Raw genomic sequence first — 21,739 nt, 5'->3', positions numbered from 1 at the left:
ACAACACGATTAACTGTGGGAGCTGGCTTGTTGTGGCGAGCAAGCTTGCTTGCGCTGGGGTGCGAAGCACCCCCAAAAAGCCAGCTCCCACATTGGGTTTGTGGTGTTACACCAAGCCCAATCCACTCAGCAGCATGTCGATCACCTTGATCCCCGCAAACGGCACCAGCACGCCGCCCAGGCCGTAGATCAACAGGTTGCGGTTAAGCAACGCCGCCGCGCCGATGGCCCGGTACTTCACACCGCGCAAGGCCAGCGGAATCAACGCGACAATGATCAGCGCGTTAAAAATCACCGCGCTCAAAATTGCCGAATTGGGGCTGCTCAGGTGCATCACGTTCAAGGCGCCCAGCTGTGGGTAGGTGGCGACAAACGCCGCCGGGATGATTGCGAAGTACTTCGCCACGTCATTGGCCACGCTGAACGTGGTGAGCGCGCCACGGGTCATGAGCATCTGTTTGCCGACCTCGACCACTTCGATCAGCTTGGTCGGGTTGCTGTCGAGGTCGACCATGTTGCCGGCCTCTTTGGCCGCCTGGGTGCCGCTGTTCATCGCCACGGCCACGTCGGCCTGGGCCAGCGCAGGTGCGTCGTTGGTGCCGTCGCCGGTCATGGCTACCAGCTTGCCCTGGGCCTGGTAGTCGCGGATCAGTTGCAGCTTGTCTTCCGGGCGGGCTTCGGCGAGGAAGTCATCGACACCGGCTTCCACCGCAATCGCAGCGGCGGTCAGGCGGTTGTCGCCGGTGATCATCACGGTCTTGATGCCCATGCGCCGCAACTCGGCGAAGCGCTCCTTGATGCCGCCTTTCACCACGTCCTTAAGCTCAACCACGCCCAAGGCCTTGGCACCGTCGCTGACCACCAGCGGTGTGCTGCCGCGCCGCGAGACTTCATCGACCTTGGCCTGCAATGCCGCCGGGAAACTCCCGCCCAGGGTTTCGATATGGCTGCGAATCGCATCCGCCGCGCCTTTGCGAATCGCCCGGCCTTCGGCCAGGTCGACGCCGCTCATGCGGGTTTGCGCGGTGAAGTGCACAAAGCGTGCGCCCAGGGCGTTGATGTCCCGCGCACGGATGTCGAATTTTTGCTTGGCCAGTACCACAATGCTGCGGCCTTCCGGGGTTTCGTCTGCCAGTGAGGCGAGTTGCGCGGCGTCAGCCAGTTCAGCTTCCTTCACGCCGGGTGCCGGCAAAAAGCTGCTTGCCTGGCGATTGCCCAAGGTGATGGTGCCGGTCTTGTCCAGCAGCAACACGTCGACATCACCCGCCGCCTCGACGGCACGGCCGGAGGTGGCAATCACATTGGCCGACATCATGCGGCTCATGCCCGCCACGCCGATGGCCGAGAGCAGGCCGCCGATGGTGGTGGGGATCAGGCACACCAGCAACGCCACCAACACCGTGGCGCTGATCACGCTGCCATTGCCGCTCATGGCCACGGCGAAGATCGAGTAGGGGCTCAGCGTGGCGATCACCAGCAGGAACAACAGGGTCAGGCCCACCAGCAGAATCGTCAGCGCGACTTCATTCGGCGTCTTCTGGCGCTTGGCCGATTCGACCATCGAGATCATGCGGTCCAGGAACGATTCGCCGGGGTTGACGCTGATGCGCACCACCAGCCAGTCCGACAGCACCCGCGTGCCGCCGGTGACCGACGAAAAGTCGCCACCGGCCTCGCGGATCACCGGCGCCGATTCGCCGGTAATTGCGCTTTCATCCACCGACGCCACGCCTTCAATCACCACGCCGTCGAGCGGCACCAGATCACCGGCTTCGATCAACACTACGTTGTCCTTGCGCAGCAGGCTCGCCTCCAGCGGCAGCCACGCTGCACCGTGGCGCGGTTGCTGCAGCAATTTGGCCAGGGTCTGGCGTTTCATGCCGCGCAGGCTCGCGGCCTGGGCACGGCTGCGCCCTTCGGCCAGGGCTTCGGCGAAGTTGGCGAACAGCACGGTAAACCACAGCCACAAGGTGATGCTGAGGATAAAACCGCTGGGCGCTTCACCCTTGCCGCCCAGGGACTGGAACCACAGCAAGGTGGTGAGAATGCTGCCCAGGTACACCACGAACATCACCGGGTTTTTCCACTGGGCCTGGGGCAGCAATTTCTTCAGTGCATCGACGCCGGCAGTGAGCACGATGCGCCGGTCAAACAGAGGTAAACGAGCATTTTTCATGAAGGAATCTCTTACTCACTGAGCGCAATAGAGGGCTGACGCGCATCCAGCGCCACGTTGAGTTGCAGCACATTCACCCGGGGCTCGCCGAGCAGGCCGAAGGTGCGTGCGGCGGTGTGGTCGTTGAGCAGTTGCAGCAGTTCGGGTTCGGCGATGTGCCGCAAGCGCGCCACCCGTGCCAACTGCAGCCGGGCGTTGGCCACCGAGATATGCGGGTCGAGGCCAGAGGCTGAGGCGGTGACTGCGTCCACCGGCACCGGGGCGTCAGCGGCCAGGCCGTTATCCTGGCGATAGGTTTTGGCGCGTGCGGCCACCTGGTCGAGCAGTTTTTGGCTGGTGGGGCCGAGGTTGCTGGCGCCGCTTGCGCCTGCGTTGTAGGGCTGCAGCACGCTTTTGCTCGGGTCCTGCGGATCAGCGCCGAGGGTCATGCTGGGGCGGCCCTGGAAGTACTCCGGCTTGGTGAAATTCTGGCCGATCAGCACCGAGCCGATCACCCGCCCATCGCGTTCAATCAGCGAACCTTGAGCCTGAAACGGGAACAGCAATTGCGCCGCCACGGTGGTGAGCGCCGGGTAAGCCAGCCCGGTCAGCAGCATGAAAAACACCGCCGACACCAGCACCGGGCGCAGCAGCCCTTTGAAGATCGATTGAGTGGTCATCAACATGTCCTTAGTTGTAGGTCTGGCCGGACAGCAACTGCAGTTGCTCCACCAGCGGGCCAAGCGCGAGCGCGGGCAAGAAGGTCAGGCCACCGACCACCAGCACCACGAACACCACCAGCAACATGAACAGCGGGGTCGCGGTAGGAATGGTGCCTGCGCCGGCCGGCACGGTTTTTTTCATCGCCAGGGAACCGGCCACGGCGAGCATCGGCAGCATCGTGAAGAAGCGCCCGATCAGCATCGCAAGGCCAATGGTGGTGTTAAAAAACGGTGTATTGGCATTCAGCCCGGCGAACGCCGAACCGTTGTTGGCGGTGCCGGAGGTGTAGGCGTACAGCACCTCGCTGAAACCGTGCGGGCCAAGGTTGTTGAGACTGGCCAGGGTGTCTGGCCACAGGGCGGCGAGGGCGGTGAAACCCAGGATACTGACCGGGTGCGCGAGCACCGAGAGCATCACCAGTTTCATCTCGCGGGCCTCGATTTTCTTGCCAAGAAATTCCGGGCTGCGGCCGATCATCATGCCCACCAGAAACACCGTGAGCAGCGCGTACTGGATCAGGTTGATAAAGCCCACGCCGTCACCGCCGAACACGCAGTTGAGCATCATCTGCGCCAGGGGCACGAAGCCGCCCATGGGCGTCAGCGAGTCGTGCATGGTATTGACCGAGCCGGTGGTGGCTGCCGTGGTGGTGGCGATAAACAAGCTGCTGTCGGCAATGCCGAAACGCAGTTCCTTGCCTTCCATGTTGCCGCCGCTTTGCTCGATCGACAGCACCTGGTTGGCGCCGGCCTGGGTCAGCAACGGGTTGCCGGTTTGCTCGGCGCCATACACCAGCGCAAGAAAGCCGATAAACATCACCAGGAAGGTGCCGAAAAACACCCAGCCCTGACGGCGTTGCAACAGCATGCTGCCAAAGGTGTAGGTCAGCGCCGAGGGGATCAACAGCATGCTGAGGATGTGCAGGATGTTGGTCAGCGGCGTCGGGTTTTCGAACGGGTGCGCGGCGTTCATGCTGAAGAAACCGCCGCCGTTGGTGCCGATGTGCTTGATCGATTCAAAGCTGGCAACCGCGCCGACGATCAGCTGTTGTTGCGCGCCTTCCAATGTTGTCGCCAGGGCTTGGGAGGCTAAGGTTTGCGGCATGCCTTGCCATACATACACCAGCGCCATGCCCACGCACAGCGGCAGCATCACGCGGTAGAGGGTGCGGGTGAAGTCGACCCAGAAATTGCCGATATCGGCCGCGCTTGAGCGGCTCAAGCCACGTATAAAACCGGCGGCCGCCACCACGCCGGAGGTGGCACCGACAAACATCAAAAAGGTAATGACCGCCATCTGGCTGAAGTTCGACAGGCTGGTTTCGCCCGAATACGCCTGCCAGTTGGTGTTGGTGATAAAGGACACGGCGGTGTTGAACGCCAGGTCCGGGGTTTGCGCAGCCAACCCCAGGGGGTTGATCGGCGTTACCGCCTGCAGGCGCAGGATGCTGTAGCCCAGCAGCATCATCGCCGCGTTCGACAGCAACAGCGCTGAACCGTAGCGGCCCCAGCTCATGGTTTCCAATGGGTTGATGCCCAGCAGGCGGTAGGTAAAACGTTCCGGCAGGGCATGGCGGTTCCCGGTGAATACCCGGGTCAGCCACTTGCCCATGAGCACGGCAAGCGCGGTCATCAACCCCAGGACCAGCGCAAATTCCAGCAAAGTGCTTAGCATGTCGTGGCTCCGTTCAAAGCTTGCCCATGGCGACAATGGCCATGGCAGTCGCAACAAAAAACACCAGGGAGAGGCCCATAAACATCACGTCGTACATGGCGGGCTCCCTAGAACTTTTCGGCGCGAATGAGGGCGTAGCCCAAGTAAGCGAACAGCCCCACGGCGCATAAGCCGCTGGCCACATAAATGAACGTTAGTGTCAGCACGGTGTAACTCCCCTTGTTGAGTAAGCCGGGGAGGTTAGGCGCTCTTGTATCAAGCTCGGGCACTGATTACGGCGGGCGGTATTAAGACGGTATATAGAAGATTTTAGGCTGGGCACACGAAAACAAGGGATAGCCCGCGGGTGGCTGATCCCTTGAAAGTCTGGGGTTCTGCTGATTTCGTTGACCAGCTTATTTGGCTTTCTTTTTCTTCTCGCTGCGGGTGGCGAGGTGTTCGAAGCAAAACGCGGCGGTGCCGAAGAGCGCAATCATTGACAGGACGACCATGCCTAAAGTTGAACTTTCCACGATGACTTCCTACGGGTTTTGGAGGTAGGAAGTGACGGTAAAGTTTAGGGCTTAGTTGTTCAATAGAGGCGACGTAATCGTTATGGGGAACTTGGGATTTATACGGATTCTTTACGGTGATTGGCTTTTCTGTTCGATCGTTCCCACGCTTTGCGTGGGAATGCATCCTGTGACGCTCCGCGTCACGCCCCTTAACTGCGGACGCAGAGCGTCCAAGACGGCATTCCGACGCGGAGCGTGGGAACGATCATAACCTCACAAATTCCGACTATGCCGATAGTCGCTCACCGCCTCATATACCGCCTTGCGCAACCGGTTAATCCCACCAATCGGCCGATGCGCCTCCAGACCGAACCACGGGTTGAACGACTGGTTATCACAGGCAAGATTCAACGCGGGCGTATCAAAGTCCTGCGCAGGAATCCGCACCTTGGCCACTGTCTCATAGGGCGCATCACTTTCCTTCCATTCGATGCTGGTGTCTTCGATCGGCATGAATTTCTGCGGATTTTGCCGCTGAATCTGCAACACAAAACACGCCGGTACACGGTCGGTGGACAGTTGCTGGTTCAGTGCGCTGCGCAGAAAGTTCGGCAGGTCCTGATTCTGCTTGGGCAACACATATTCCGGGCAACTCTGCGGGTCGGGTGCTACACGAAACTTGGCATTTGCCGCGCCAAATTTGTAGGGGGAAACCGAAAAGTACGTCGTCTGCGTCGGGCTCGCCGGAGCGGGCGCCAGGGTGGCCAGGGCGATAAACAGGTGGCGCACTTGCCAACTGCGCGGGTCGGCTTTAGGGAAGAACGCCAACACCTTTTTGCCGTCAGCCTGGGCACCGATGTTCTGCGCGTATTCGGCCACATCGCTGACAAAAAAGTTCGGGTGGCTGAACATCACAAAGTCTTGTTCGGTGCGCGTCTGTTGGTCGGCCATCAATTGTTTGCCTGGCACATCCAGCAGCTTGATCGCCATGCCCCGCGCATCGCGGATGCTGTCGAACTGCGGGTAGGCGTTGCCGTTGGACAGGCGCATCTGCGCCTGCCAGGTCTTGCCAGGTTCAGCGAATACGCCTTGGCGCAGCGCCGGGTCGAGGTCCGTCAGCACGCTGACTTCGGCCTTCACGCAGCCGTGGGCCTTGGCATGCGCGTCACGCAGGTAGCGCGTGCCTTCGCGATGCTGATCGACGATGCGCACTGCCGTCTGGATGATGCCTTGGGTCATGGCTGTTTCGCCGGGTGGGATCTGTTCATCCGGCGACACCGGGCCGCTGTGTTGCCAGGCGAACCAGGCCGTGGCGAACAGCCAGCCCAGCAGCCCCAAACCCAGCAGCCACAGCAGGGTTTTACCGAGAAAGGCGCCCAGGCGTAGCCAGAGGCGTGCGAGCAGCGAACGTTGGTTGTATTGAGATCGGATAATCATGGCAGTGGTTGCTCCAGCGGGCCGCCCAGCACTTTGAGGTATTCCAGCAGCGCCCAGCGTTCCTGCGGCAGCAAGCCACGGCCGATCACGCCATTGCCACGCTTGCCATCACGGAATTCGTGACCGCTGTTGTGGTTGCCGGTTATTTTGGTATCGAACAAAAAGGCGTTTTTGAACGCACCCGTTTCAAAGCCCAGGTGACGCGGGTCGTAATTGAACGTGCCTTTGTAGAAGGTGGTGCTGCGCTCGTCCTGGGGCGAGAGCAATTGATAGATCGTCGGCACCGAGCCGTTGTGCAGGAATGGTGGTGCGGCCCATACGCCGGCCAGCGGTCGGGCCTTGTAGGCGCGCAATTCACGCACACCGATGGGCAGGCCAAAACCATCCAGGCCTGGGCGTTCGGCCGGGGTTACACCGGCGGCGTGGTAGGCGTGTGCTTCGACGAAGGCAGTGACGTAGGCCAGGCCTTGGGCCACCGACAGGTTGTGCAGGTCCAGCGGCGCGGTGGGCGTGGGGTGCAGCTCGACATTGAGCCTGGCCAGTTCGGCCGGATCCCACTGCAGGGCGCTGAGGTCATAGCGCTGGTCGGCGATGTTATTGGCCGTGCCTGGGTCGGTACCGATGTAGTCCACGGGCAACATCTTCAGTTGCTGCACCGGGCGGCCGTTTTCCTGCGTGACTGCAGGCACATGGCAACCGGCGCAGTTCTCGGCGAACAGCGCGCGGCCTTGGGCGGCGAGGGGCTTGTCGATGGCGCCGAACAGGTCTTGCGGCCAGGTCGGCGGCTTGAGGCGTTGCAGGGTTTCTTCGATCCGGTTGAGGTCGCGCACGCGCACGCTGGAAGGGTAACGGGCATCGCCCTGGAGGGGTTGGCCGGCCGCGTCGAAAAAGGCCAGGGTCGCACCCACGCCCAAGGCCTCGCCGATGTTACGTGCCATGGGCTGCTGGGCCGAACCGTTCCATTGCACCCAGTCGAAGGTCCAGATATCCCACAGGTGCGGGTAGTCCACCGGCGCATTGGCGACCCGGTAGTTAGTCGGCGAGATAGCGTCGCCGAAGCTGGCATTGGCGATGCGGCCAAATGCGTCAGTGCGGCCCGGGCCTTCTTCGGTGGGGTAGAGGCCACGGTGCGTGTCGTTCCAGGTAACTTTAAGGAACTGGTTCAGCGACTGCTTGAAGTCCTGACGCAGTTGTTGCTTGTTGTGATCGTCATAGTCGTGGCCGAGCACGTTGTGGGCGAAGCGATCGAACTTCCAGGGCAGGTAATAGGTGGCGGCGAGGCTGGCCACCAGCGCCTGGCCGAAGCTGCCTCCGCGCAGGGTCGGTACGCTGGACGGCAGCACATGCTGGGCCGAACCGCCGTCGATGCGCAGCGCCTGGTTTTTGAAGTGCAGCTCGCCGGTGTGGCAGGCGGCGCAGGTGATGTCCAGGTACTGCACCTGGCTGCCGGCGTTCTGGTGCCGGGCGAAACCCACCGGCAGGTTGCCGGGGTTTTGTGCGCTGGGCACCTGCTTGGGATCGACCAGAAAGCCGAAGCGTGCGAGGTAGTCGGGTGTGGCAAAACGCCGGTCCGAAAAGGGCAGTTCGAGGGCGGTGAACCAGTCGTAATGCAGGCCTTTTACCTGGGTGCCCTGGGGCGTGAAGTAGTAGGTCTGGCGATCGGCTTCGCTCCATTGTTGCTGATAGTGCACCTGCTCCACGGGCACGTAGTCCGGCAGCTTGGGGTTGAGGGTGTAATAGAGGACCACGCCCAGCAGCAAACCCAGGGCGAGCAATATCAGAAGTAAAACACGGGAAAAAATGCGCAAGATGGCTATCCTTGTCTCGGCCTTGTCGAGTTGTAGCGTTCTTATGCCATTGCGTCACAGGTGCGGCAAGTGGCCAGCAGCCTGGTTGCGAATGGTCCCGCGATCCTTCGCGGGCCTCCATAATGAATGAAAATGCTTTTAAACACGTGAACTTATCAGAAGTTTCCTGCTCACATGCCGGTAGCCATTGGTCGTGGCCGCCTGATAAGCTCGCGACTTTACTCGAATGCCCTTTTGGCGCACGAACAAGGAAATAGCATGAAACAGCATCGGTTGGCGGCGGCGGTGGCCCTGGTTAGCCTGGTACTTGCGGGTTGTGATTCGCAGACCAGCGTAGAGCTGAAAACCCCGGCGCAGAAAGCTTCCTACGGCATCGGCCTGAACATGGGCAAAAGCCTTGCTCAAGAAGGCATGGATGACCTGGACTCCAAAGCGGTAGCCCAAGGCATCGAAGATGCCGTCGGCAAGAAAGAACAGAAGCTGAAGGACGACGAACTGGTTGAAGCGTTTGCCGCACTGCAAAAGCGTGCTGAAGAACGCATGACTAAAATGAGCGAAGAGTCGGCAGCCGCCGGCAAGAAATTCCTCGAAGACAACGCCAAGAAAGACGGCGTAGTCACTACCGCTTCCGGTCTGCAATACAAGATCGTGAAGAAGGCCGACGGCGCTCAGCCTAAGCCGACCGACGTAGTGACTGTTCACTACACCGGCAAGCTCACCAACGGCACCACCTTTGACAGCTCCGTAGATCGCGGCAGCCCGATTGACCTGCCGGTCAGCGGCGTGATCCCGGGTTGGGTCGAAGGCCTGCAACTGATGCACGTGGGCGAGAAGGTCGAGTTGTACATCCCGTCCGACCTGGCCTACGGCGCACAGAGCCCGAGCCCGGCGATTCCAGCCAACTCCGTGCTGGTATTCGACCTGGAACTGCTGGCCATCAAGGACCCAGCCAAGGCTGAAGCCCCTGACGCACCTGCGGCGCCAGCTGCCAAGAAGTAATCGGCACCTGAACACACAACGCCCCGTTTTTACGGGGCGTTGTTGTTTCTGGCGTTTGCATGATTGTTCCCACGCTCTGCGTGGGAACACATCCGGTGACGCTCTGCGTCACATGTGCCTTGGGGCGGCATTCCCACCCAGAGCGTGGTAAGGATCGCAAATCCGACCGAACCCCTGGAAACTGTCACAGTCTGATATAAGACTCGAGCACGGGTAGCCGCACATCAATGCCAAGTCAATGAATTCTTGGGTTTTTTTTATGTGCGCAAAAAACGCCCGATCTGACTGCAAGCCTTGTAAATCGCGGCTTTCAGCCGATAAAACAGGCTCTGTTCACAAGGTTATCCACAATTTGTGTGGATAACCTTTTATGTCGCCTGGAACTGGAGTGACCGATGAAACCACCCTTCAATTTCACCCGTTTCCTGCCCATGGCCGCACGCTTGCTTGGTCGTGGCCGGTTGCCGACCCTGCTGTTCGCCGTGGCCGCCAAAGGCTCAAGCCAGGGCAATCGGCTGGGTAAACTCAAGGATGATCTCAAATTGCTCCAGGCCTTGTGCCTGGCTTACTGGCGCGGTGAGTATCGCGCCATAAGCCCCAAGGCGCTGATCTCGGTAGTGGCGGGGCTGATGTACTTCCTCAGCCCGATTGACGCGATCCCGGACTTTATCCCGGTGTTCGGCATGCTCGATGACATTGCCGTGCTGGCATGGGTCATGAAGACCCTGGACGGCGAACTGAGCGCGTTTCGCGCCTGGCGTGACGCCCAGCGCCCGGAAAAACTCGCGGTGGTTGAGCGGCTGCCTGCGACGCCTGCGCTGCTGGCCCAGGAAAACCCGCAAAAAAACTGAACACGCTTATATCCCCCTGCGACCTTTGTGGCTGTTAGGATTACACTTCTAAGGAAAGAACTTACTTAGTAAGTGTTGTTATCCTACGGGGCAGTCATGGATATTCAGATAATTTCACGCGATGGCGCACCCGAGTATGCGGTGCTGCCATGGGACCAGTACCAGGCGCTACTAAAAGCAGCCGGTCAGCAACAGCCTGTCGCCACTCCTTCTTCTACCGCTCAGGTCGCGCCCGATCAGGCTTTACGCCCGCTCGCGGACCTGCGCGGCCTGCGTGAGGCCAAGGGCTTGGCCATTGAAAGCCTGGCCCGCACCGTGGGCATCAGCCCTTCGTACCTCGGATTGATTGAAAGTGGTGAACGCCAGCCGGATGCCGCCATCCGCCGCAGCCTGGCCTGGGAATTGGGCGTTGCAGGTTGGAGGGATGAATCTTGAGTCTACGAATCAGTCGTCAACACTGGGATGGGTTACTCAACGAACTGGACCAGGCGCGCCGCCAGCGCCATTTGCTCACCTACCGCGCGCTGCTGGAGCGCCTGCAATTTCCCACGCCGGCCATGCAAACCCTGGCCGCTGCCCTTGAGCACCTGGCCGCGTTGGACGCCAAGGCCGAGCAGCCGTTGCGCAGCTCGCTGGTGATCAGCCAGGGCGCCAGCCGCTTGCCGCGTACCGGTTTCTTTGAGTGTGTGGAGCGCCTGGGGCGTTTCAGCGGGCCGTCCGATGGTGTGGCTGCTGCGTCCTGGCATGCTTCGGAAGTGGTGCGGGTGTTCGAGTACGAGTATCCGGAGTCCGCCGAGGCCTAAGCGGGCAGGTTGTCCATGCTGTCGATCACATGGATGCTGTAGCCGGCGATGTCTTTGGCGTGGTGCTTGGCTTGCGAGGCCAGCTCCGCTAACTGGCTGGCATCCAGTTGTGCACAGGCCTGTGGATATAAATGCACCACGCCGATCGACAACGACAGCAAAGCGAATTCCTGGCGCACGCCCTGACGGTTCAAGGCCACGAAGCAACCGGCGTCCAAGTGCTCGGCACGATAGAAGCGTCGGCATTGGGTGTGGAAGTCATCCAGCAACTGGTTGAGCCGCTTGCGCCAATCCTGCGGGCCGAGCACCAGCAAAAAATCATCACCGCCGATATGCCCGACAAAATCACGGCTAGGGTCAACCCGATCGTTCAGGCACTGCGCCAGGCACAACAACACCTCATCCCCACGCCCGTAGCCGTAGATATCGTTGAACGGCTTGAAGCTGTCGATATCCACGTAGCAGATCACCGACTCGCGCTGTTGCTGCAGCAACCGCGTCAGGCATTGCTGGATCGGCACATTGCCCGGCAGCAGCGTCAGTGGGTTGGCATAGCGTGCCTGCTGGATCTTCAGCTCAGTGATCAACTTGAGCACATCGATCACCCTACCCAGGCCCAGGTAGTCACCGTTGAGGGTGATGATGAAGTCTTCCTCGATCCGTTGCCGCGCGCGGCTGGTGAGCAGGCGGCTGACCTGTTGCAGGGACTGGCTCAACTCCACCGCCAGGAAGTCATCGCTCATCAAGCGGCTGATGGGTTTGCGCGCGAACAGGTCGGTGGCGAACGGTTTGAGCAGCGCATCCGACAACGAATGCCGGTGCACGATGCCGACCGGGTGACCGCGCCCATCCAGCACGGCCAGCGAGTTGAGGTTGGCCTGACGGCGGAAGGATTCGAGCACCTGGGCGGTGGCGGTGTCCTGATCCACCGCCGGTTGCTCGTTGAGCAAGGCGCTGAGGTCGCTGCCTTCTTCGTTGAGGGTGATGTTGGTGTGGTCCTGCTTGGGCAACATCAGCCGCGCTTCCTGGGGCGGTTGTTCCTGGGGGCGGCAAAGCAGGTAGCCCTGGACCAGGTCAACGCCCATTTCCGTCAACACCGCCAACTCCTCCGGCAGCTCGATACCTTCGGCAATCACCTGGGCGCGGGATGCCTTGGCGATTTGCAGGATGGAGCCGACGAACTCGCGCTTGAGCGCATCCTGATGGATACCGTCGATAAAGTGCCGGTCGATTTTCACGTAGTCCGGGCGTAGCTCAGACCATAAACGCAGGCTGGAATACCCGGCGCCCAAGTCATCCAGAGCGATGGCAAAACCCATGTCGCGGTAATGATGCAGCGCGGTTTGCAGCAGGTCGAAGTCGTCGGTGGGCGTTTGCTCGGTGAGTTCGATCACCACCTGGCTTGGCGGGATGCCGAAGTCGCGCAACAACTGTAAGGTGCGGCCCGGTTGATGCGCCGTCTCCATCAAGGACTCCGGCGAGATGTTCAGGAACAGCTTGCCCGGCAACTTTTGCTCGCTGAAGCGTCGGCAGGCACTTTCGCGGCAGGCCATTTCCAGTTCGCTGAGGCGCCCGGCATGGCTGGCCACGCTGAACAGGGCGACGGGGGAGTGCAAGGGGCTATTGGATGGGCCACGGCTGAGCGCTTCGTAGCCGAGGATTCGTCGCTCGGACAGGCAAATGATCGGTTGGAACAGGCTGTGTAAACTGCCTTGAGCCAGGATTGAGCCCAATGCATTCAGCTGTTCGGTCATGGTCATGGCGATCTCGATCGAAAAAAAAGGACCGCAGGCTAACGCCTGCGGTCCCTTCATTTCACGACAGAATGATGTCTATATGATGACACTCCGTGGAGCGCTCACATTAAATTGCCATCATTTACTGCTTGGCCACCTGCTTGCTGATTTTCAGGTAGTCCAGCAGAACCCGGCCTGTCTCGGACAGATAGGCGTCGTCTTCCGGCTTGGTTTTTTCCGGCTCGGCCGGCAGCGCATCTTCATCTTCTTTCTTCAGCTCTTTGAGCGGATCTTCGCCTTTGGCCTTGCGGCGAGCGTTTTCCAGTACAAGCTGCTGATTTTCGATGCTGGTGTGCTGCGCACGACGATCGACTTCGTTGAGGCTGACGGTTTTTTCTTCCATCAGCTTCTTGGCCAGGGCCAGTTTGTCGCGGATAAACACGAACTCGGCATCCTTGGCGGAGCGGGTCTCGTGGTCAGCCTTCAACTGCGTCAGGTACGGCTTGAACGGGTCCGAAGCCGGCTTGATCGCAGGGCGGATGGTGTCCCATGGCATTGCCTCAGGCAGCGCGCTTTCGCCGATTTCCTTGGTATCGATGATCGACGGGAAGTCCACATCCGGCAATACGCCCTGGTGCTGGGTGCTCTGCCCGGAAACCCGGTAGAACTTGGCAATGGTCAGCTTCAGTTCGCCATGGTTCAGCGGCTGAATGGTCTGCACGGTGCCTTTACCGAAGGTCTGGCCGCCAACGATCAACGCGCGGTGGTAGTCCTGCATGGCGCCGGCGAAAATCTCCGAAGCCGAGGCCGAGAGGCGGTTGACCAGCAGCGCCATCGGGCCTTTGTAGAACGCGCCCGGGTTCTCGTCTTCGAGCACGTCGACACGGCCGTCCGCGTTGCGGACCAACACGGTTGGGCCTTTGTCGATAAACAGGCTGGTCAGCTCGGTGGCTTCCTGCAGGGAACCGCCGCCGTTGTTGCGCAGGTCAATGACCACGCCGTCGACTTTCTCTTTCTGCAGTTCTGTCAGGATTTTCTTCACGTCACGGGTGGTGGACTTGTAGTCCGGGTCACCGGCACGGAACGCTTTGAAGTCCAGGTAGAACGCAGGAATCACCACCACGCCCAGTTTGTAGTCCTTGCCATCCTGCTTGAGGTTGAGGACTTGTTTCTGAACGGCCTGGTCTTCGAGTTTCACCGCTTCACGGGTGATGGACACGATCTTGCTGGTCTGGTCGTTCGGCGCATTGGTGTGTGGAATCACTTCCAGGCGCACCACGCTGCCTTTCGGCCCACGGATCAGCTTGACCACTTCGTCCAGGCGCCAGCCGACCACGTCGACCATCTCTTTGTCACCCTGGGCGACGCCGATGATCTTGTCGGCCGGTGCGACCTGCTTGGTCTTGTCGGCCGGACCTGCCGGCACCAGACGCACGATCTTGACCTGGTCATTGTCGCTTTGCAGGACGGCACCGATGCCTTCCAGCGACAGACTCATGTTGATATCAAAGTTCTCGGCGTTATCTGGCGACAGATAATTGGTGTGCGGGTCGTAGGACATCGCGAAGGTGTTGATGTAGGCCTGGAAGATATCTTCGGCGCGGGTCTGATCCAGACGTGCCAACTGATTCTTGTAGCGCTTGGTCAACAGCTCTTGAATGGCCTTGGGCTCTTTGCCAGCGATCTTCAGGCGCAGCACTTCGTCCTTGACGCGTTTGCGCCACAGGTCGTCGAGGGCGGCGGTACTGGTCAGCCAAGGCGCGTCCTTGCGATCCACCAGAAGGGTTTCCTTCTGGGTGAAGTCGAGCTTGTCGACGCCTTTGTTCAGCTCACCCAAGGCGAAGTCCAGACGCGCTTTGACGCGATCCAGGTAGCGCTTGTAGATGGTGAACGCAGGCTGCAGGTCGCCGCTCTTGAGGAAGTCGTCGAACTGGGTCTTCCACTTGTCGAACTCAGCGATATCGCTGGCCATGAAGTAGCTGCGCGACGGGTCCAGCAGCTTGAGGTAGCTGTCGTAGATGATCACCGAGCGCGCGTCGTCCAGCGGCGGCTTGCTGTAGTGATGGCGCTTGAGCAACTCGACGACGTTAAGGCTGGCAATCACCTCATCGCGATCAGGCTGAAGATTGTCCCAGCTATTGGCTGCGAACGTATTGGTCGACATCGACGCAAAGCCGAGACCAATGAAAAAAGCGAGGGCGGTACTGGGGAACAAATGCTTCATGCTGATTCGACGCGGGGGCAATTGATAACGCATATTAGGCCGTCTTTGAGGGAGCCGGTTCCATATGATCCGGTCGCATAATGCAAAAAGCCCGGCGCTACAGCTACGGGCTCAGTCCAGACTCACTATGGAGGCACTGTGAAAGCATTGCAAGGCGTTGAAGGTCATGTGGAGTGGATGGAAGAACCCAGTCCTACTTGCGATGTAGGCCAAGTTCGCATTCGGGTGGCGGCAGCGGGCCTTAATCGCGCCGATTTATTACAACGTGCGGGGCTCTATCCGCCACCTCCTGGCGCCAGCCAAGTGCTGGGCCTGGAGTGTTCCGGGGTGATCAGCGAGGTAGGCGCGGGTTCTTCCTGGCAAGTCGGCGACCGCGTCTGTGCGCTGCTGGCCGGGGGCGGCATGGCCGAAGAAGTGGTGGTGGATGCCCGCCATGTGCTGCCGGTGCCTGAAGGTTTGACGTTGACCGAAGCGGCGGCGTTGCCCGAGGTGTACAGCACTGCGTGGCTGAATCTGTTCCAGTTGGCGGGCCTCAAGCCCGGCGAAAAAGTCTTGCTGCATGCCGGCGCCAGCGGCGTGGGCTCGGCAGCGATCCAGTTGTGCAAGGCGTTTGGCAGCCCGTGCTGGGTCAGCGTCGGCTCGGCAGAACGCCTGGCTTACTGCGAAGCAATCGGCGCCCAGGGCGGCGTGGTGCGTACCGACGGCATTGAAGGGCTGCGCGATTTCGGGCCGTTCGACGTGATCCTCGACCCGGTCGGCGGCAGTTATGCGGCGATGGATCTGAAGCTGCTGGCCCTCGATGGGCGTTGGGTATTGATCGGCTTGATGGGCGGCCGTGATGCGCAACTGGACCTGGCGCAGGTGCTGGGCAAGCGCATCCAGCTGCTGGGCTCGACCCTGCGCAGCCGCAGCGATCAGTTCAAGGCCGACCTGTTCAGCGACTTGAGCCAGCATGTGTGGCCGCTGTTTGTTGAAGGTCGCCTGAGCCCGCAACTGGCCAGGACGTTTGCGATCAAGGATGCCGAGGCAGCATTTGCGGAGCTGGCGACTAACCAGATTTCCGGCAAGTTGGTGTTGGTGATTGACGAGACCCTGGTCTGATCTCAAGTTGAAATACAGCCACTGTGGGAGCTGGCTTGCCTGCGATAGCGGTGCATCAATGAAGAATGTTTCATCTGATACACCGCTATCGCAGGCAAGCCAGCTCCCACCGTTGATTGGGTTTCAATTCAAACTGTCAGACCCAATGATGAATCGGCCAGCCAGCCTTTTCAGCATGCTCGCGCAACACCGGATCCGGGTTCACCACCTGTGGATGATCCACCTTCAGCAACAGCGGCAAATCATTGCGCGAATCCGAGTAGAAATACGCGCCCTCCAGGCTTTCACCTTCCTGCTTCAACCATTCCAGCAACCGCGTGATCTTGCCTTCACGGTAAGTCAGTACCCCCACGGTCTTGCCGCTGTACACACCATGGCTGAGGTCCAGGTCAATGCCCAGCACTTCATCAATCCCGATACGTGCCGCAATCGGCGTGACCAGGTGCGTGCCCGAGGCAGAGATCACCAGGATCCGGTCACCCTTCGCGCGGTGGCGGGCGATGGTCTTGGTGGCGTCGCTGTAGATCAGCGGCTCGATGATGCCTTCTACCCACGGTTCGACCAGATGCGCGATCTCTTCCGGCGTGCGCCCGATCATCGGCTCCAGGCTGAAGTCCATGAAGTCTTCCATGGCCAGCTCGCCGCGGCTGTAGGCGGCCATGAGTTCGTCGTTCTGGCGCATGAACGACTCCGGGTCAACCCAGCCCAGGCGGCCCATCTGTTCGCTCCACAAGGTGGCGCAGTCGCCGTGGATCAAGGTGTCGTCCAGATCAAAAATTACCAATGCCATCTGTCACGCTCTCTCAAATCAATCGTTGCGTCAGGCTACTTCACACAAGGCACTGGGGTCGATGGAAAGTGCCAGGCGCTGACCATCCGGGTGCAGATCGTCGGCCGAGCGGTTGAGCACGTCCACCACCAATTCCACGCCACGCGCTTCGATGCGATAGCGGATCACGTTGCCCAACAAACTGTGGCTGCGTACCAGCGCGTCGAGTTCGCCGCTGCGACTCAGTTCGATGGCTTCCGGGCGAATCGCGATGCGCCCGCTGATAGGCCGTTGCAGCAACTGGCTGGCCTTGTCGGCGTCAAGCAGGTTGTAGTTGCCGATAAAGCCGGCGGCAAATACATCCACGGGCGCAGTGTAAAGGGTCTCGGCATCACCGCTTTGTACGATCTTGCCCTGGTTCATGAGGAAAATGCGGTCTGACATGGTCAGCGCTTCTTCCTGGTCATGGGTCACGAAAATCGTGGTCAGGCCCAGTTCGCGCTGGATCTGGCGGATCTGCTCGCGCAGGTGCTTGCGAATCCGTGCATCCAGCGCCGACAGCGGCTCATCCAGCAACAACAGGCGCGGACGCGTCACCAGCGAGCGGGCGAGGGCCACACGCTGGCACTGGCCGCCGGACATCTGGTGCGGGTAGCGGCCGGCGAGTTCTTTGAGCTCCACCAGTTGCAGCACTTCCTGCACGCGCTTGTGGCTGTCGTCGGCGTTGACCTTTTGCATGCGCAGGCCGAAGGCGACGTTCTGTTCCACGGTCATGTTGGGGAACAGGGCGTAGCTCTGGAACACCATGCCGATGTGCCGTTTCTGCGGGCTCAAGGGCACGATGTCCTGGCCATCCAGCAGAATCTTGCCGCTGTCCACCGAGGTCAGCCCGGCGATGCAGCGCAGCAGGGTCGACTTGCCGCAACCCGACGGGCCGAGCAGGGTGACGAATTCACCCTTGGCGATTTCGCAGTTGATGTCACTGAATACCGGCGTGCCGGCGTAGCCTTTTTGCAGGTGTTGGACGCTGACGAAGCTCATTGGCTTTTGTCCTTGTTCAAGATATTGGCGGCCCAGGTCAGCACCAGCACAAAGAAGAAATAGGAAATGACGATGGCACTGGTGAAGTGGCCGCTCGTGTTGCGCATGTTGTTCAGGTACACCTGCAGGGTCTCGTAGCGAGTGCCCACGAGGATGTTGGCGAACACGAACTCACCGAACAGGAACGAGAACGACAACAGCAGCGCCACCATCAGGCCTTTGCGCAGGTTTGGCAGCACGACAAAAATTGCGGCCTGCCAGGTGCTGGCGCCCAACAGCTGCGAGGCGTCCATCAGGTCACGCAGGTTGATCGCTTGCAGGTTGTTGGTGATCGCGCGGTACATGAACGGCAAGGCCACGGTGAAGTAGCAGCCGATCAGGATCCACGGTGTGCCCACCATCGCAAATGGCCCGGAGCCGTAGAGTTGCAACAAGCCCACCGATGACACCACCGGCGGCACCGCGAAGGGCAGCAGGATCAGGATGTTCATCAGCGCGTCGAGCTTGGGAAAGTGGTAATGCACCACGAACAGCAGCGGCAGAATCAGCACCACCGAGAGGATCAGCGCACCGACGCACACCAGCAGTGACTGACCGAAGGCGGCCAGAAAGCGCGGGTCACTCCACAGCTGCACGTACCACTTCAGGGTAAAACCGGCGGGCAGGATGGTGGCCGACCAACTGCTGGCAATGGAGTATACAAAGGTGCCCACCAGCGGCAATACCAGGATCGCAAACAACAGGTACACCACTGCCCGATGGTAGAGGGAGGTCGAGCCAGCTTCAGCGCGAGACATGATAGCTCCTCTTGAGCAGCAGTTGATGGACGACGGTGACCACCGTCATCAGCGCCACCAGCACTACGGCCAGGGCGCTGGCCATGTTCGGGTCCAGGGAGATGTCGCCGGAAACCATTGCCGCGATACGAATGGGCAGCACGTTGAAGTTGCCGGTGGTCAATGCATACACCGTGGCATAGGCGCCGAGGGCGTTGGCCAGCAGGATCACAAAAGTGCCCAGCAGGGCCGGAGTGAGCACCGGCAGGCCGATGTGCCGCCAGAACTGCCAGCTGCTGGCGCCGAGCAGCGAGGCCGATTCGCGCCAGTCTTCGCGCAAGGCGTCGAAGGCCGGGTAGAGCAGCAGCACACCCAGCGGAATCTGGAAGTAGGTGTACAGAATGATCAGGCCAGTCTTGGAGTACAGGTTGAAGTCCTGAATGATCTCCGCCTGCTTGAGCATGATGGTGATGCTGCCGTTAAAGCCCAGCAAAATGATGAACGCGAAGGCCAGGGGCACGCCGGCAAAGTTGCTGGTCATGTTGGCGAAAGCCGTCACGAAGTTACGCAGTGGCCCATCCACACGGCGCAATGAGTAGCTGCCGAGCACCGAGATGATGATCCCGAACACGCTGGAGTAGAAGCTGATCTCCAGGCTGTACTGGATGGCTTGCAGGTAGAACTTCGAACTGAAGATTTTGGTGAAGTTGGCCAGGCCCCAGCCGAACTCCTCCGACTGCAGGCTGTTGATCATTACCCACAGCAGCGGGGCGATTTCAAACACGATAAAGAACAGCGCAAACGGCACCAGGCACAGGATCGCCAGCCATTTGCCACGGGTTATGGCGTTCACTTGAGCAGCTCCCGGCATACAGGTTTGTCGTGGGGCACACCGAGCAGTTCGCAGACGGTGCCGCACAGGTCGGTTTGCTTCGGGATGGCGCCTGGGTCGAAGGTGAAGGCCGAGCCCATTACGAACAACGGCACTTCGCGTTCTTCCGGCAGCACACCGTTATGGGAGCGGTCGTTATTCATGCCGTGATCGGCAGTCACCAGCACCTGGTAGCCGGCGTCGAGCCAGCCTTGCAGGTAGTCGGCGAGGATGATGTCGGCCGAGCGCGCGCTGTTGCGGTATTGCGCGGTATCCAGGCCATGCTTGTGGCCGGCGTCATCAATGTTCATCGGGTGTACCACCAGGAAATTCGGCGCGTGTTTGCGGCGCAGGCTTTCGGCGTCGGCGAACAGATGGGAATCCGGGTAGTGGTCATTCCAGTAGAAATGACCGTGCTGGATCGCCAGGGCCTGGTCGTCGGTATGACGATCACGCGCGGCGACAAAGGGCGTGCGGTTATACAACTCGCTGACCCAGTGGTAAGCCGCCGCTGCGGTGGTGAGGCCCGCATCGGTGGCGTAATGGAAAATGCTGCGCTGGTTGGACAGGCGCGAGACATGGTTGTGGACAATGCCGCTGTCGATCGGGGGCACGCCGGTGAGGATGCATTCATACAACGGCCGGGACAGGGCCGGCAGTTCACATTCCAGTTTGTAAAGCGCTGCGCGTCCTGCGCCGATGTAGGCCTGGAGATGCCCCATGGCATGTCGGGCAACCTCGTAGTTAAGGCCGTCGAGCACCACAAGGATGACGTTGTGCTTCATAGGGGGAGACGCTCCGCGACGATAGGCTTGACTCAATTTCACTTGGGGAACGGGGTCAAAACTGTGGGAGCGGGATTGTGTGGGAGCTGGCTCCCACACTGACCGCTTTCACAGCTCTGGGTCTAAATAAGACCCGGGAGCCTTACTGCATATTGATGATGACTTCTTCCTGCCACTTCTGCGGCAGTGCCTTGGAGGTTTTCTCCCACGCGTCGGCATCTTTGATCGGCGTGACTTTCTTGTACTGCTCGTTCGGCAGCAGTTTGGCCTGTACATCGGCTGGCAGGGTCAGGTGCTCGGCGCGGATTGGACGTGCGTTGCCACGTGCCAGGTTGGTCTGGCCGGCGTCGCTGAAAATGTACTCACGGGTCAGCTTGGCGGCGTTCGGGTGCTTGGCGTATTTGTTGATGATGGTGGTGTAGCCGGAAATTACCGAGCCGTCCGACGGGATCAGCACCACGTAGTCATCCGGGTTGGCCATTTTGGCTTTGTAGCTCAGGCCGTTGAAGTCCCAGACCACGCCCACTTCGACTTCGCCTTTTTCCATGGTGGCGATGGTCGGGTTGGCCAGTGACAGGCGGCCTTGCTTGGCGATCTCGGCGAACATCAGCAGTGCAGGCTGGATGTTCTTCTCGTCGCCACCGTTGGCCAGGGCGGCAGCCAGCACGCCATTGGCGGCTTGGGCGGCGGTGCTCACATCACCAATAGAGACTTTGTATTTGCCGGTTTTAAGATCAGCCCAGCTTTTTGGCGCTTCAGAGCCGTGCAGCAGTTTTTTGTTGACGATAAAGGCGATGGTGCCGGTGTAGGCCAGGGCCCAGTTGCCGTCTTTATCTTTGGCCCAATCCGGCACTTGTGCCCAAGTGGTCGGTTTGTACGGCTGTGCCACGCCCTGTTTCACCGCAATCGGGCCGAAGGCAGCGCCGACGTCACCGATATCGGCGCTGGCGTTGTCTTTTTCGGCGGCGAACTTGGCGATTTCCTGGGCCGAGCTCATGTCGGTATCGATGTGCTTGAGGCCGTAGGTCTTGGCCAGGTCGTCCCAGGTGCCTTTCCAGTTAGCCCAGTCATCGGGCATGCCGACGCTGTTGACGGCGCCTTCCGCTTTCGCGGCGGCTTCCAGAGTTTTTAGATCGGTATCAGCAGCCATGGCGGCGGTGCACATGGCAATGGTCGAGCCTAACAGTGATGCCAGGAAAAGCTGTTTCATCCGAAGCTCCTTTGGGCGTTTTCAACGCTGCGTTTTTATCGACGTTTGCGGTGGTGTTGGTCTAGGTCAGCAATACCTGAGCCAATTTAGGCTCGGTGGATGACAGTTTCATGTCGATGTCGTTTTTAAATCGTTTATGTCGCTGACTTCAGACTCAGCGTAGACCATGCCCAAGCGCCCGCAGGCCCTGGACTTGGCCGATGTATTGCAGGGTGTGGAGTGGGGCGGCGGCACGGGCTGTCATCTGTCGGTCATCTGTAATGCCTAGGCTGGCAGGTAACG

19 protein-coding genes are annotated in these 21,739 nt (G+C 60.1%); 5 read left to right on the top strand and 14 right to left on the bottom strand.

Annotated elements, in window-relative coordinates:
• Positions 1 to 106: 106 nt before the first annotated feature.
• The 6 genes from kdpB to GIW28_RS19600 all read right to left on the bottom strand — a co-directional run bounded on the left by kdpB (position 107) and on the right by GIW28_RS19600 (position 8,291).
• Complete coding sequence (gene kdpB / locus GIW28_RS19625) at positions 107 to 2,176, bottom strand: potassium-transporting ATPase subunit KdpB (RefSeq protein WP_176991154.1); 2,070 nt, start codon at positions 2,174 to 2,176, stop codon at positions 107 to 109.
• Positions 2,177 to 2,187: 11 nt separating this feature from the next.
• Positions 2,188 to 2,835, bottom strand: a complete 648-nt coding sequence (gene kdpC, locus GIW28_RS19620; RefSeq protein WP_177033469.1) for a potassium-transporting ATPase subunit KdpC — start codon at positions 2,833 to 2,835, stop codon at positions 2,188 to 2,190.
• A 10-nt stretch (positions 2,836 to 2,845) separates the two neighbouring features.
• Positions 2,846 to 4,552 carry a potassium-transporting ATPase subunit KdpA gene (gene kdpA / locus GIW28_RS19615; protein WP_099547873.1) on the bottom strand — a complete coding sequence of 569 codons (1,707 nt, stop codon included), beginning with the start codon at positions 4,550 to 4,552 and terminating at the stop codon, positions 2,846 to 2,848.
• A 107-nt stretch (positions 4,553 to 4,659) separates the two neighbouring features.
• Positions 4,660 to 4,734, bottom strand: a complete 75-nt coding sequence (kdpF, locus tag GIW28_RS30615; protein ID WP_225933057.1) for a K(+)-transporting ATPase subunit F — start codon at positions 4,732 to 4,734, stop codon at positions 4,660 to 4,662.
• Between the two features lie 585 nt (positions 4,735 to 5,319).
• Positions 5,320 to 6,483: a catalase family protein gene (locus GIW28_RS19605; RefSeq protein ID WP_017136379.1), complete on the bottom strand. Its 1,164-nt coding sequence runs from the start codon at positions 6,481 to 6,483 to the stop codon at positions 5,320 to 5,322.
• A complete protein-coding gene (locus tag GIW28_RS19600; protein ID WP_236447540.1) occupies positions 6,480 to 8,291 on the bottom strand; it encodes a di-heme-cytochrome C peroxidase in 1,812 nt (603 codons plus the stop codon). Before GIW28_RS19600 ends, GIW28_RS19605 begins: the two co-directional genes overlap by 4 nt.
• 258 nt (positions 8,292 to 8,549) lie before the next feature.
• Here GIW28_RS19600 and GIW28_RS19595 point away from each other — a divergent pair, with 258 nt between their 5' ends.
• From GIW28_RS19595 to GIW28_RS19580, 4 genes are all read left to right on the top strand, one after another.
• Positions 8,550 to 9,290 carry an FKBP-type peptidyl-prolyl cis-trans isomerase gene (locus GIW28_RS19595; RefSeq protein ID WP_017136377.1) on the top strand — a complete coding sequence of 247 codons (741 nt, stop codon included), beginning with the start codon at positions 8,550 to 8,552 and terminating at the stop codon, positions 9,288 to 9,290.
• Positions 9,291 to 9,685: 395 nt separating this feature from the next.
• Complete coding sequence (locus GIW28_RS19590; RefSeq protein ID WP_017136376.1) at positions 9,686 to 10,141, top strand: YkvA family protein; 456 nt, start codon at positions 9,686 to 9,688, stop codon at positions 10,139 to 10,141.
• Positions 10,142 to 10,237: 96 nt separating this feature from the next.
• Entirely contained in the window at positions 10,238 to 10,576 is a 339-nt protein-coding gene (locus GIW28_RS19585; protein ID WP_026013635.1) for a helix-turn-helix domain-containing protein, read from the top strand.
• Positions 10,573 to 10,944: a hypothetical protein gene (locus tag GIW28_RS19580; RefSeq protein WP_005786715.1), complete on the top strand. Its 372-nt coding sequence runs from the start codon at positions 10,573 to 10,575 to the stop codon at positions 10,942 to 10,944. Before GIW28_RS19585 ends, GIW28_RS19580 begins: the two co-directional genes overlap by 4 nt.
• On the opposite strand, the gene GIW28_RS19575 is transcribed toward GIW28_RS19580, so the two are convergent.
• The gene (locus GIW28_RS19575; protein WP_026013634.1) at positions 10,941 to 12,704 is read right to left on the bottom strand and encodes a bifunctional diguanylate cyclase/phosphodiesterase; all 1,764 of its coding nucleotides are present in this window, start codon (positions 12,702 to 12,704) and stop codon (positions 10,941 to 10,943) included. The genes GIW28_RS19580 and GIW28_RS19575 overlap by 4 nt on opposite strands.
• 118 nt (positions 12,705 to 12,822) lie before the next feature.
• On the bottom strand, positions 12,823 to 14,904 hold the full coding sequence (locus GIW28_RS19570) for a carboxy terminal-processing peptidase (RefSeq protein ID WP_439899916.1): 2,082 nt from the start codon (positions 14,902 to 14,904) through the stop codon (positions 12,823 to 12,825).
• A 138-nt stretch (positions 14,905 to 15,042) separates the two neighbouring features.
• Here GIW28_RS19570 and GIW28_RS19565 point away from each other — a divergent pair, with 138 nt between their 5' ends.
• Complete coding sequence (locus tag GIW28_RS19565) at positions 15,043 to 16,005, top strand: zinc-binding dehydrogenase (protein ID WP_236447047.1); 963 nt, start codon at positions 15,043 to 15,045, stop codon at positions 16,003 to 16,005.
• 136 nt (positions 16,006 to 16,141) lie between these two features.
• Here GIW28_RS19565 and GIW28_RS19560 read toward each other — a convergent pair whose 3' ends face one another.
• The 6 genes from GIW28_RS19560 to GIW28_RS19535 all read right to left on the bottom strand — a co-directional run bounded on the left by GIW28_RS19560 (position 16,142) and on the right by GIW28_RS19535 (position 21,457).
• Entirely contained in the window at positions 16,142 to 16,795 is a 654-nt protein-coding gene (locus tag GIW28_RS19560) for an HAD family hydrolase (protein ID WP_017136371.1), read from the bottom strand.
• A gap of 30 nt (positions 16,796 to 16,825) precedes the next feature.
• A complete protein-coding gene (locus GIW28_RS19555; protein WP_010565203.1) occupies positions 16,826 to 17,815 on the bottom strand; it encodes an ABC transporter ATP-binding protein in 990 nt (329 codons plus the stop codon).
• Positions 17,812 to 18,612, bottom strand: coding sequence for an ABC transporter permease (locus GIW28_RS19550; protein ID WP_017136370.1), 801 nt, complete (start codon positions 18,610 to 18,612; stop codon positions 17,812 to 17,814). Before GIW28_RS19550 ends, GIW28_RS19555 begins: the two co-directional genes overlap by 4 nt.
• Positions 18,599 to 19,444 (bottom strand): ABC transporter permease, encoded by an 846-nt coding sequence (locus GIW28_RS19545; RefSeq protein WP_236447048.1) that lies wholly within the window; start codon positions 19,442 to 19,444, stop codon positions 18,599 to 18,601. The genes GIW28_RS19550 and GIW28_RS19545 overlap by 14 nt, the downstream gene beginning before the upstream one ends.
• Positions 19,441 to 20,247 carry an alkaline phosphatase family protein gene (locus tag GIW28_RS19540; protein WP_236447049.1) on the bottom strand — a complete coding sequence of 269 codons (807 nt, stop codon included), beginning with the start codon at positions 20,245 to 20,247 and terminating at the stop codon, positions 19,441 to 19,443. Before GIW28_RS19540 ends, GIW28_RS19545 begins: the two co-directional genes overlap by 4 nt.
• A 142-nt stretch (positions 20,248 to 20,389) precedes the next feature.
• Complete coding sequence (locus GIW28_RS19535; RefSeq protein ID WP_017136367.1) at positions 20,390 to 21,457, bottom strand: ABC transporter substrate-binding protein; 1,068 nt, start codon at positions 21,455 to 21,457, stop codon at positions 20,390 to 20,392.
• Positions 21,458 to 21,739 lie beyond the last annotated feature (282 nt).

It is taken from the genome of Pseudomonas sp. PA-5-4B (genome assembly GCF_021606215.1).
Classification (GTDB): Bacteria; Pseudomonadota; Gammaproteobacteria; order Pseudomonadales; family Pseudomonadaceae; genus Aquipseudomonas; species Aquipseudomonas edaphica.
The sequence above is the reverse complement of the archived record's forward strand: the minus strand, read 5'-3'. Positions and strand labels throughout refer to the sequence as shown.